The 12,107-nt window shown below is 56.1% G+C and carries 11 protein-coding genes; 3 read left to right on the forward strand and 8 right to left on the reverse strand.

Annotated features, from left to right (window positions below; translation table 11 throughout):
• From HMPREF7215_RS11390 to HMPREF7215_RS11395, 3 genes are all read left to right on the forward strand, one after another.
• A partial coding sequence (locus HMPREF7215_RS11390; RefSeq protein ID WP_009166058.1) for a glycerate kinase occupies positions 1 to 397 on the forward strand: 397 nt, incomplete at its 5' end.
• 40 nt (positions 398 to 437) lie between these two features.
• Positions 438 to 662: an aminotransferase class I/II-fold pyridoxal phosphate-dependent enzyme gene (locus HMPREF7215_RS13955; protein WP_009166059.1), complete on the forward strand. Its 225-nt coding sequence runs from the start codon at positions 438 to 440 to the stop codon at positions 660 to 662.
• Positions 659 to 1,468 (forward strand): aminotransferase class I/II-fold pyridoxal phosphate-dependent enzyme, encoded by an 810-nt coding sequence (locus HMPREF7215_RS11395; protein ID WP_009166060.1) that lies wholly within the window; start codon positions 659 to 661, stop codon positions 1,466 to 1,468. Before HMPREF7215_RS13955 ends, HMPREF7215_RS11395 begins: the two co-directional genes overlap by 4 nt.
• A gap of 373 nt (positions 1,469 to 1,841) precedes the next feature.
• Here HMPREF7215_RS11395 and HMPREF7215_RS11400 read toward each other — a convergent pair whose 3' ends face one another.
• The 8 genes from HMPREF7215_RS11400 to HMPREF7215_RS11435 form a co-directional block, all read right to left on the reverse strand.
• Complete coding sequence (locus HMPREF7215_RS11400) at positions 1,842 to 2,573, reverse strand: substrate-binding periplasmic protein (RefSeq protein ID WP_198004612.1); 732 nt, start codon at positions 2,571 to 2,573, stop codon at positions 1,842 to 1,844.
• Positions 2,509 to 3,555 (reverse strand): M29 family metallopeptidase, encoded by a 1,047-nt coding sequence (locus tag HMPREF7215_RS11405; protein WP_009166063.1) that lies wholly within the window; start codon positions 3,553 to 3,555, stop codon positions 2,509 to 2,511. Before HMPREF7215_RS11405 ends, HMPREF7215_RS11400 begins: the two co-directional genes overlap by 65 nt.
• 37 nt (positions 3,556 to 3,592) lie before the next feature.
• A complete protein-coding gene (locus HMPREF7215_RS11410) occupies positions 3,593 to 4,921 on the reverse strand; it encodes a cytosine permease (RefSeq protein WP_009166064.1) in 1,329 nt (442 codons plus the stop codon).
• A 253-nt stretch (positions 4,922 to 5,174) separates the two neighbouring features.
• Complete coding sequence (locus HMPREF7215_RS11415; protein ID WP_009166065.1) at positions 5,175 to 6,839, reverse strand: PucR family transcriptional regulator; 1,665 nt, start codon at positions 6,837 to 6,839, stop codon at positions 5,175 to 5,177.
• Between the two features lie 264 nt (positions 6,840 to 7,103).
• Positions 7,104 to 8,315 (reverse strand): M20 metallopeptidase family protein, encoded by a 1,212-nt coding sequence (locus tag HMPREF7215_RS11420; protein WP_009166066.1) that lies wholly within the window; start codon positions 8,313 to 8,315, stop codon positions 7,104 to 7,106.
• A 92-nt stretch (positions 8,316 to 8,407) separates the two neighbouring features.
• The gene (locus HMPREF7215_RS12585) at positions 8,408 to 9,451 is read right to left on the reverse strand and encodes a glycosyltransferase family 2 protein (RefSeq protein WP_009166067.1); all 1,044 of its coding nucleotides are present in this window, start codon (positions 9,449 to 9,451) and stop codon (positions 8,408 to 8,410) included.
• Positions 9,452 to 9,635: 184 nt separating this feature from the next.
• On the reverse strand, positions 9,636 to 11,048 hold the full coding sequence (locus HMPREF7215_RS11430; RefSeq protein ID WP_009166068.1) for a YfcC family protein: 1,413 nt from the start codon (positions 11,046 to 11,048) through the stop codon (positions 9,636 to 9,638).
• A gap of 63 nt (positions 11,049 to 11,111) precedes the next feature.
• Positions 11,112 to 12,107: M20/M25/M40 family metallo-hydrolase (locus tag HMPREF7215_RS11435; protein ID WP_009166069.1), on the reverse strand; the 996-nt coding region annotated here is incomplete at its 5' end.

The following is a 12,107-nucleotide window of genomic DNA, read 5'->3' on the forward strand; positions in this document are numbered from 1 at the left end:
CGCGAAGCTGGTCCGGGGCGTCGACCTGCTGGCCAAAGTCGTCCGCCTCGACAGCGAGATCAGGCGCGCCGACGTGATCTTCACCGGCGAAGGGCGCATCGACAGCCAGACGGCGCAGGGCAAGGTGATCTCCGGACTGGCGGCGCGCGCCCGCGCCGCCGGCGTACCGCTGATCGCGCTGGTAGGCTGCGTGCGCGGGCACGTGGGGCCGCTGATGAGCATGGGGCTGACGGCGGTCTTCCCGATCACGTCCGGCCCCTGCACCACGTCGCAGTCGTTCCAGCGTTCACGCGAGGATCTGGAACGCACGGCCTCGCAGGTGATCCGCGTCGTCCGCGGCGCGCTGCGCCGCCAGTCGAACCGCCGCCGCGATCAAGCCGAACATCGGCGAGCCTGACTTTCCGCCGCCGGAAAACATCTGCGCCGCCGTCGCGGTTGTGGAAGCGCGTTTTGCAAAGTACGCTGCCATGTCCGGCATCGTTGAGCTGAAACGCGCCATCTGTGATAAACTTGAACGCGACAACGGCGTGCGATACACGCCGTCCGAGATTTGCGTCAGCACCGGTGCCAAGCAGGCGCTGCAGAACGTGCTCTTGGCGCTCTGCAATCCCGGGGACGAGGTGATCCTGCCACACTCGGCTGAGTCAGTTACAGCAAGATGATCAAGCTGGCCGGCGCGACGCCGGTCTTTTTGCCCTGCCGTCCCGAAACCGCATTTGCCCTCGAACCCGAAGCCGTGCGCAAGGCCCTGACGCCGCGCACCAAAGCCGTGCTCATCTGCACGCCGCAAAATCCCACCGGCGCCGTTTACGCGGAAGATTCCCTGCGCAATCTAGCGGCGCTGGCGTGCGAGCGAGACTTTTACCTGATCGCCGACGAAATTTATGAAAAGCTGATTTACGACGGCGCGCGGCATTTCTCCGTGGCTTCCGTCTCGGAAGAAGTCCGCCGCCGCACCGTTACGGTCAACGGTTTCTCCAAGGCCTTCGCCATGCCCGGCTGGCGTCTCGGTTACATGGCCGCCGCCGGCGACGTGGCTAAAGCCGTCGCCGACATCCAGGGGCACATGACCTCGGCCCCCAAAAGTATCGCCCAGAAAGCCGCCCTCGCCGGTCTGACCGGCCCGCAGGACGCGGTCGAAGCGATGCGCGCCGAATACCAGCGCCGCCGCGACTTCGCTTGTGAAGCGCTGCGCGCCATGCCCGGCGTGGAGCTGGTCAAACCGCGCGGAGCCTTTTATCTGTTCCCGCGGGTGACGGCGCTGTACGGCGCGCGCCGCGGGAAATACCGCGTCGATTCTTCGCGGGATCTGGCCGACTATCTGCTCGAAGAAGCGAAAATCGCCGTCGTCTTCGGCGAAGCGTTCTTCGCCCCCGGCTATCTGCGCCTGTCCTACGCCACGTCCATGGATCTGCTCAAAGAAGCCCTGCGCCGCATGGCCGACGCGCTGGCGCGGCTACGCCGGTAAAACAAAGGCCGCCACGGAGACACGGGGAAAAGCAAAAGCTTTATTTGAATACTGTTTCTTGACTGAAATATTGAACAAGGCGCGTCCGAAGAAAAACTACAAAGCGAGTGGCCAGACCGTGCAGCGGTCGGGCATGTTCGAGCGACGGGATTCCAGGGAGCGTTCCGCGCACTTTATTAATGCGTTTTATCAAGAATAAACATTAGAGCCAGACAAAACTCATCAAAGGATAGCCAAGAGGCCGCCTCAAAGGTTGATTGAGGCGGCCTCTTCAGTAACGTACACGTCGTTGGCATCGCCATTTTTTCCGCACTGGAGTTTTTCCAAATGGCGTTTGCATAACACATCAAATTTTCGTTGATTCTAAAACTTATCACACCTGTCCATATAGCGGAGCAACCTTCGAAAACCAGCGCCGCTGTCTCATTACCTCATTAAAACGATCTCTCAATCTCCGATCATGAAACATTACGTACAGAGGTCTTAAATAAGTCAGAGCATCTGCAATCCTGTACCTTGCGACCTGTTTCCGCAAATAGTTTCGAACGCCTTGGTCGCAGACAATACAATCGACCATTCCGGCATCGAGGGCGTCCAGCAGTTCCTGAGAGCTTGCGAAATACCTTTTACACTCCGGGGCAAGCTCGTCGATCGCGTTTCCGTTGGCGAAACCATCGATCACTCCCACGCTGTAACGCTCCAGTTTAGAATACGCAGAAATCCCCGCCAGTTCTTCCTGTAAGGTAACAACTTCTGTAACGGCATCCCGGAGTTTATCGGAAAGAAAGAACTTTTTCAGCCTTTCCGGCGTATCCTGGATCTGAAAAATAACGTCGTAGACGCCATTCTCAAAATCGGCGCTGATCACGGCCCAGTCTGCAATCGTGACATCCAATTCATAGCCGCTCTCACAAAGGATCGAGGCGACTTTTTCATAATCGCTGCCAGTTATATTTCCTTGCTTGTCAAAATACTGATACGGAGGGAACAGATCTGCGCAAACCTTTAATTTCATAACAGGATCCTTACCCTTCTGAGCGTTATTTTCCGAGTTTTGCCGCAAGCTTCGCCAATGCAGGTTCGATATATCTGCCGTTTTCTTCAATCAGCAGATCATCCATATAGATCGTACAATCTTTGCAGATCCCGTCGATATGGCTCACCGCGTTTCTCGGAGCGCCGCCCGAATAACAGGATCCCTGGTGACCAAAGCCCCACTGCGTACTTCCCCATATCCTCTCATCAACGGTCGTCGCGCCGCCGAGTACTGCGTTCGGGTTTACGCCATAGCACACATGAGCAGCTATATACATGTTCGGATCATTCAGTTTCCTGTAATACTCGCGAAGAACATCAGCTTGCCAGCCGCCTGCGATTTCCTGAATACGACCATCCTTTACGACATACTTGACCGGTTCTTCTAATAGCCCAAGTTCGGCGTCTCCGCCGCCGGAAATCGTTCCGTCAAAGGCGATAACTCCCTGGATCGTATCCTCCTTGGGAGCCCATCCGATCTGCCCAATCAGAAAGTGCCCTCCGGGAGAGCTGTAATCGCATTCATTTGCGACCGGACGCCGGGGATCGATATCAAACGCGATATCCGTTCCGGCAGCATTGGTGATCCGCATATGCTTGGCGTTCTTCGTCATTCCCGCCAGTTTATTTTGAAATGCCTGCTGCGCAGGTATATCGATTTCTCCAATGCACTTAACAAGCTCTTCGACACTGAGCCCCCCAAGCATGACCTGCCGCGTGCGTCCGTTTGTTACCGCCTTATCCCAAATGGGAGAATAGAGCAGCCATTGGTTGTTCATTTCAACCCAGACGTCTGTTTTGTCAACACATGCGATCAACGGCTCCGGCAGATAAGGCATGGTAAGCGCCCCGTATCCTTTAGGCGTAGAATGATACGCCACCATAACCTTAGCGCCCAGCATTTCAGCCGCTTTTGCCATCTCTTCGACAGGACGAAAATCCGCAACAGAATCCACCGTAATTAAAACGCTTTCTCCCTCTTTGACCTTGATCAATTCATTCATCAGCTTATAACTTGCGTTTGCGAGTTCCAAGTCCATAATTCCAGGCATTCTGCATTCCTCCTTTTTTCTTGCTCACTGCAAAATATTATTTTTCGAATTCTTTTCCAACGATGCCGATCCTTTTCTCCGCAAAGAGTTTCATACACACGAAGTATACGACGAACCCCGCAGCAAAGGAATTAATGGATGCAATCCCCCAATCAAGCCGAAATCCGACGAACGCACCGATCACGATCGCCACAAACGCCCAAATATTTATCTTGTCGTAGAGAGTCCCCGTTCCATAATCGTAATGACCCTTCTTGAGAATATAGTAATCGCATATGATAACCCCTGCCACCGGCGGTATCCCCGTACCCAAAATGCTCAGCCACGAAGTGAAATAATCTGCAAGCCCGAGGGCGCCCACGATTGTTGCGGTGATCCCGGTAACAATCACCAACTTATGCTTGGATAACGGAATTATATTAGCCAGCCCAAGGCTTGCGGTGTAAAGATTGTTATCATTTGTGGTCCACTGTGCAAGGATCAGGATGATCATCGCCGCTGCTCCGAGCCCCAGGTTGATGAACGCAACTGGCAGATCGCTTTCTCCTGTCGACAAAGATACGAAGTATCCTGCCAGGATAATGAACGAATTTGCGACGAAATATCCAAAGATTGTCCCGCCCCATGCCGTTTTTATATCTTTCGCATAGCGGGTGATATCTGCCTGAGCGGACGCTCCGCCGGCAAAAGAGCCCACGATCGCAACGATCGCCGTTCCCAATGTCATTGGGCGTGACGGCACGATCTTCATAATAACGTCAAGGCCCCCTGCCCCCTTTATGGCAAAAAGGATACCGGCCAGAGAAAGGACAGCGATCAGCGGGACCGCAATATAACTCAGAAAATTCAGTCCTTTGTAGCCGAAATACGCTGTTAGCATCATTAAGATGCCACCCCATACCGCAGCTACATATTTCGACGTGAGCAAACCTCCCCCCGGAAAAAGAGCCGCCATTGTCGAGCCGAAAAATCCGACCTGTACCGCAAACCATCCAAGCATAACGACTGCAAGCAACAAGCCGACAAATTTCGAACCCTGACGTCCAAAACTGTGCCTGGAAAGCATGGCAGAGGCAACGCCCTCTTTTGCACCTGCAGCTCCGATTGCACCGCCGTACAAGCTCAAAATGATATTCCCGATGATGATTGCGATAACGGCTGTTTTCAGATTCATGCCAAATGCAGTTGCCGCGCCCGTATAAAGACCAGACATACAGATACAAAATCCCGACTGCACAAACGCAATACTCCAAAATCCTTTTCTTTCGCTATCGGGAACCCGCCTTGTCGCATTGTCGTTTCCATCGCCATTTGCCAATGTCTTTATTTCTTTTTCAAATATTTTCGTTTTTTCCCCGTTTCTCATTCCTTCCCCCTCCTCACATAATTGTAGATTCCACTTATGCTTGGATTATAACGTTCACTCATTTTCGTTTCTATGGGAAGCGGAACAGAAATGGAAGGGGAGGCGTGTGCGATCGCACATACACAAGGAAACGAAAAGAGACTGCCTTATACTCACTCTATAGTCCGCATTAATAAAGTGTGCAGAAAGCCCCCTGGGAGAGCGTGTGAAAATTACCGGTACGACCGGTAGTTATGAATTGGGCTCCAACGGATCACTTGTTTTTCTCATTATTTACCCCGATGCTGTCTAAAATATTAAAAAGCATTAGAAAATTTAACAGATGCGGCATTTCGAAAGGCGAATATCCCAATAAGTTCAGGATCTTACTTCTCCTTTGGAGTACTGTGTTTTTATGGATATACAGTTCATTGGCGACTCGCTGGACATTGCCCTGATGGTAAAGCAAACACTTTAAGGTTTTGGCAAGGCTGGTTCCATGTTTCTCGTCGTAGGCTGAAATGGGCTGAAGAAAGCGATAACACGTTTGAAGAGTATCTTCCTTCTCTCCCAGCTCTTGAAGTTTTTGAAAAAAACAAATCTGATCGTAAAATGTGACATTATTGTCGCCATAGTGATTTCTTCCAACGACAGCGGCTTGGAACGCCTGCATGTATGCGGACGGAATTTTTGTTATCTTCTCAAATTCATTACTTACTCCAATGGATATGGAAAGATCCAAATTGGCGGTGAAGATATTTAACAGATACCTGCAGAAATCCTTGATATTAAACGTTTTGACATTACTTTTGCGGGTATCGAGAAAGACGATGACGGTATCGCTTTTTAAGACCAGCCAGTTTCTATGGTTTATCGATTTCACGTAATTTCTCGTTTGAGGCACTAACAAACGCTGGACGTACTCTTGCAGCTCTTTCTGCAGCTTTGTTTCCTTTATTCTCCACAGGGAGTTTATATTGATCAGAACGATCCTGTTGATATCGTCGATCGGCAGCATGATCTTTTTTCCTCGATCAAGGGCAATCTCTTCTGTCGAAAAATTCCAGACCAAAAGATCTGAAACGAATTCCTGTTCCGCTCTTTTCTGATAATCCGCGATTCGGTTCTGTCGACTGAACAACAGAATGCAGGATGTTTCGATCGGACAGAGAAAATCACGGTTTAAGTCTTCAGGCAATTCTTTGCAATCCGTTACGAAAATGCCGAACAGATTTTTGGAAGAACGGATAAGTACAAACAGCCTTTCTACGCCGCCGACTACCAGCTTCGCATATCCTTTTGTGCTGCAGCTATACAGAACGTGATTGAAATTTCCTTTCAAATATTGCTGTTCTTTGAACAGAATGCTTTGATCAACATCCGAAAAAATACAGTTCCCATAGATGTCGTAATAGGATATCTGCTTCCCGATCTGCTTGTTGAGATACGTAAGAATACTTTCCGTATTCTCTTCGTTCGCAATCAGATTTAGGATATCATTCCGCACGGCGCTGAAGTCATCGATTGCGGGGATGATCGTTTTATCTGAAACAAGGGAACTTAAAATCGGCGTGATGATCTCGATATAAGAAACGTTTGCCCGTGCCTGAATCAGCGGAAAACCCAGAGAATCGCATAGATCCAGTATATCCTGATCAATCTGCTGAAGAAGCATTCCGACATTGCACAGGACAAGCCCACAGCATCCGTTCTCCCATAGCTTCTTGATTACGAGTTCCTGTTTCTCAACATCGCTCCAGATCGCATAGAACGATGTTATATATAATTGGTTTTTCTCTACCCAGTGCGATATGCTGCTGTCCGCAATTTCCAGCACGCTTACGCTTTCTACCGGAGAATCGATCCCGGCTTCTCCCGCGACAACCACCGATCCGAAGAGACCTCCGAACTTGAGTGCCTCTCTTATGGTCAAAGTCATCGTGTCTGCCCGTTTTCTTTCTGGAGTTCCATGTCAAGCAAAACCATACTCACGCACTCCTATCGCATGCTATACGCTTCCTAAACTATGCCGATTCTTGATAAAAAGCATTGACGCAGTTTGATGAGCGCTGCGAAGGAGTCCAGTCGCGCAGGACTTTCTTGATCGCTGCGCAATCTGCGCAACTCGCTTTGCGGACCTCCCCCGAGATGCCCTTGTTATTCGGCGTTTCAATCAAGAAATAATATGAATCAAGAAACAGTATCACTGGGCGAAGCAAATTTCAGGACGCGGCATTGCCGCCCCCTTTTGCCCGCCCAGGAAATCCTGCGCGAACTGCGCCGTCAGCGCGGCGCTGACGGGCAGACAGTCTTCGTCGGCGTCGAACCGGTCGCTGTGCTGCGGCGCGCCGCAGCCTTTGTCGGGATTGGCGCAGCCCACGAAAGCCAACACTTCGGGGCAGATCTCACGGTAGCGCGCGAAGGTCTCGGAAGCCATCCACGGTTCGCCGGCGATCGCTTCGGCGCCGGTTTTTTCCGCCGCCGCGCGGGCGAGCGCCGCCAGCGCCGCGTCGTTGACCGAGGGCGGGCACCAGTTGCGCCAGTGTACTTCGGCCGTGCAGCCGTCGGCCATGGCGATCCCGGCCGCCGTCTGTTCGAGCAGCGCGTGCAGGTCGCGCCCCACCTGCTCGCTGAAAAAGCGCAGGCTGCCTTCCATGCGGCATTCGTCGGGAATGCGGTTCCACGTCGAGCCGCCGTGAAAGTTGCACACCGTCAGCACCGCCGCCTCGCGGGCGTTGACGCGGCGCGAGACGATGGCGTTGGCGCCGCAGAGGATCTGCGCGGCGCAGTTGATCGGGTCGAGGCCGAGGTGCGGCGTGGCGCCGTGCGCGCTCTTGCCCCGCACCTTCACGGCGAACGTCTCGCAGCCCGTCGTGCAGGATCCGTCGATCACCGCCACCGTGCCGCAGGGAAAGGCGGCCTGCACGTGAACGCCGAAGACCGCGTCGACCGGTTTCAGTTCCGCCAGCAGGGCGCGCGCGTCGTCGCCCAGGCCCATCTCCTCGCCGGACTCGAAGCAGAAGATCAGCTGTCCCCGCAGCCGCTCCTTCATGGCGCTCAGCCGCCGCGCCGCCGCCAGCATGCCCGCGGTGTGGAAGTCGTGGCCGCACATGTGCGCCGCGCCGTCGATTTCGGAGACGAACGCCTTGAGGCCTTTCAGGTTGCAGGCGTTTTCCTGCAGCGGCAGCGCGTCCATGTCGGCGCGCAGCGCCAGCGTCCTGCCCGGACGTCCCGTGTCGAGCACGCCCAGCAGGCTGTTGCCCCGTTCCGGCGCGCGGATCACCTTCAGCCCCAGGCGCTCCAGCTCGGCGGCGACGATGCCCGCCGTGCGCGTTTCCTGCCCGCTCAGCTCGGGATGGCGGTGCAGGTCGCGCCGCAGCGCCACGATTTCATCTTCTATCGGAATACGGTTCATCGTAAGTCACCTTCCTGTCGATTCGGCGGCAAAAAACGCCGTTTTTCATGATCCGCTGCCGGTCGATGGCGTCGAAAACGCCGACGCGGTTGTCAGCGCGGCAGCGCCCGCGCTCTCAGCCAATAAAACAGCTTCGGGCAATGCAGCACGGCCACGCATTTGAAGAAGAGCTCGGGCGACCGGTGCAGCGCCAAGACGCTGGCATACATGACTTCGCGCACTTTGCGGTGGCGCAGGAAGACCAGCCGGCGCTCGTAGTTTTTCCAGTCCTTTCTGCGCGCGTAAAAAACAAAAGGGGCCAGCATAATCTCCGGCTCTTGAACGTGCAGGACGGCGCGCCGCAGCTTTCCGGGGCCGGTGTGACGCAGCGAATAGCGGGCTGCGCGCACATTCGCAAGCCGCATCTGCCTTTTCAGTTCCGGTGCTCGCTCGTCCCTTATCCCCACTGCGGTGATCTGCGCCTTATGATGAACGTAATTATAGAGCCTGATATTTGCAAACACGGTCTTGGCGCTGCGCAGCAAAGTCTTTTGAATGAATTCGCCGTCTTCGCCCCGGCGGCATCTTTCATTGAAGCGAAGTTCCGTCGAGAGCAGGAAGTCCTTGCGGTAGAGAAAACACCAGACGGAAGCGGTGAGTTTCCGCATGTGCCAGGCGAACAGGTAATCGCTGGCCTGCGGCAACGCCTTTTTTAACCTGAAACGCTCGGGAACCAGCACTCCCGTGTCTTCATAATAATGATTGAAACCGCAGAAGGCGATGTCCGCCTGATTGGGAGAAACGATGCCGTACAGCGTCGAAAGATAGTCGGCGTTGACGAAATCGTCGGGATCGACGAAACACACATATTCTCCCCGCGCCGCCTGCAGCCCGGCATTGCGCGCCGCCGAGACGCCGCCGTTTTTCTCCTGCCGCAGCACCTGAAACGGACGCTTGCAGGAACGCAAAATCCTTTCGGCGACAGGACGCGTCGCGTCAGTCGAAGCGTCGTCGACAAAAACGATCTCCAGATGGGGATAATCCTGCGCGATCACCGATTCAAGCGCCCGTGCGACAAACTGTCCCACGTTGTAAGCCGGCAGGATCACGCTGATCAGCGGCATCTGTCCGCTCATCGGGACGTTTCCGCAATCCATTGAAAGCACCTCCGTAAATAGGGCTAAAACTTCCGCCGGGAGTCTTTTATCGTCACTCCCGTTGCGCCCCGTCTTTTACAAGAATATCTTTTCAGTTATAAAAAATCAAGACACAGCATACGAAAAGCGGAATTCCGCCTTTCACGGAACTCCGCTTTTCGCCGTATCTTCAAGGAACGCGTGCTCACGCCAGCTTGATCATGTGGGCGACGGAGACGAGCACGCAGCCCAGCGCCACCCACCAGAGGAAAACGCGCCAGCTGTACTTCATCCAGCGCTCGAAGGGCATGTTGACGATGCCCAGCACCGCCATCAGCGCCGAGCTGGTGGGGATGACCCAGTTGCAGAAGCCGTCGCCGAAGTTGAAGGCGAGGATGGCCGTCTGCCGCGTCATGCCGATGATGTCGGCCAGCGGCAGCATGATCGGCATCACGGCCGCCGCCTGGCCGGAGCCGGAGGGGATGACCGTATTGATCAGCAGGTTGGCGATGAACATGGCCGGGGCCTGAAGCACGGCGGGCACCAGTTTCAACGCTTCGCCGAGGGCGTAGACGATCGTGTCGAGCACCTTGCCGTCGGTGAGGATGCTGGAAATGGCGCGCGCCGCGGCCACGAGGAAGAAGACCATGACCATCGTCCTGGCGCCGTCCACGAACGTTTTGGAGATCTCCGCGGGCCTCATGCGCGCGAACAGGCCGGCGACGATCGCCAGGCCGATGAACGTGGCGGAAAGTTCCTGATATTTCCACTTCCACCGGATGCTGCCGTAGACCATCAGCGCCATTGCCGCCACGGTCGCCAGCGTCACCAGCCATTTGCGCAGATCCATGGGGCCGTAAGCCTTGATCGCGTCGGAGTCGCCGAGGTTCTCCGCGCGGTCCAGGTCGTACATCGGCGACGCGGCGGGATCCTTGCCGATCTTCACGGTGTAGCGCCAGATCAGGAAACCGGTCAGGATCATGTACAGGCCGAAGCAGATGGCGCGGTACCACAAACCCGAAAACGGCGGCAGCCCCGCCAGTTCCTGGGCGATCAGCGTCGTGCTGGGCTGGAGCATTCCCGTGGCGAAGCCGACGGCCGTGCCGCCGGTCATGATGGCGACGGCCGTGATCGAGTCGAGCCCCAGCGCCAGGCAGATCATCACCAGCACCGGCGCGAACGCCACGAACTCGACCAGCCCGCGCGTGAGCATGATGAAGCAGAACAGCACGAACATCGACAGCACGAACATCGACTTGCGCTCGCGGTATTTCAGCGCCAGCGTGCCGATCGACGAGTGCATGGCTCCCGACTTGATCACCACGGCGAAGGCCGCGCCCGAGCACAGCAGCATGAACAGCAGATCGACGGCGCTCTTGGCTCCCTTGGCGATGTGCAGCGGAATCAGCAGCGGATTGACGGGACTTTTTTCCACCCAGTGGAACGACGCGGCGTCGACCACGGAGCGCGAACCGACTTTGACGCGATCGAACTCGCCGGCGGGGATGAGCCACGTCGCCAGGCAGGCGGCCACGACGACGGAGAAGATGATCACCAGCGTGTTCATCGCCTTTTTCGGCTTCGCGGGAGCCGCGGCCGCCTTCACTTCTTCGGACATAACGAAACCCTCCTCACAAATTCGCTTCCAACGATAAAACCCCAAAGGCCACGACGCTTGTATCTACGCGCGGGACTCAGCTTCGAGCTGCGCCTTGCGCGTTGCGAACTCTTTTTTGATCTCGTCCAGCAGACCGGGGACGGAAATCAGATCGGCCGCCGTGGCGGCCAGCACCTTGGCGCCGGTAACGATGGCGCCGTGGGCCGTCTCCGTCTTGCCGGCGTCGAGATACGCCTGCGAGTGCGAGGGCGAACCCTCGGGCACGAAAGCTACGCGGATGCACGAACCCGGCATGAGCTGCATGACGTTGCCGAGATCGGTCGAGCCGGTCTTCTGGCGCGGCGGGCGGATCACCGGCGCGTTCACGGCGCGCGCGTTTTCCATGATCACGTCGTTGAGCTTCAGCGCGGGGATTTTGTTGTCCACGTCCTTGCGGCGCTCGATTTCCACTTCCGTCTCCGTCATCATGGCCGCGCCGTGCAGCACCTTGAGGAAGCGCGCGATCACGCTCTCGAGATAGGCGCGGTTGTAGGACCTCACGTAAAACTGCGCTTTGGTGAAAGCCGGCACCGTGTTCGCGCCCGTGCCGCCGCCGTCCGTGACGTTGTAATGGATGCGCGTGTCTTCCTTGACGTGCTCGCGCAGGCATTCCACGCCGTGAAACGCCAGCGACATCGCGTCCAGCGAGCTGCGCCCCAGTTCGGGCTTGATCGCCGCGTGCGCTGCCGTGCCGCGATAGGCGACGAAAAAGTTCGTCAGCGCCATCGATTTGACGTCGGTCGTCGTCTCGCCGCTGCCGTGCATCATCAGGGCCACGTCGATGTCGTGGAAGCAGTCGCCGTTTTTGAGCATGAGGATCTTGCCGCCCTCCGTCTCCTCGGCGGGCGTGCCGTAGACGACGACCGAGAACGGGCCGGGCAGGCCGGAATCCTTCAGCGCCGCCGCGGCCGCGAGAATGCACGGCCCCTGCATCTGATGGCCGCAGGCGTGCCCCAGCGCGGGCAGCGCGTCGTACTCGCAGAGCAGGCCGATGCGCGGGCCGCCCTCGCCGCGGCGGTA

The sequence above is a fragment of the Pyramidobacter piscolens W5455 genome (genome assembly GCF_000177335.1).
Classification (GTDB): Bacteria; Synergistota; Synergistia; order Synergistales; family Dethiosulfovibrionaceae; genus Pyramidobacter; species Pyramidobacter piscolens.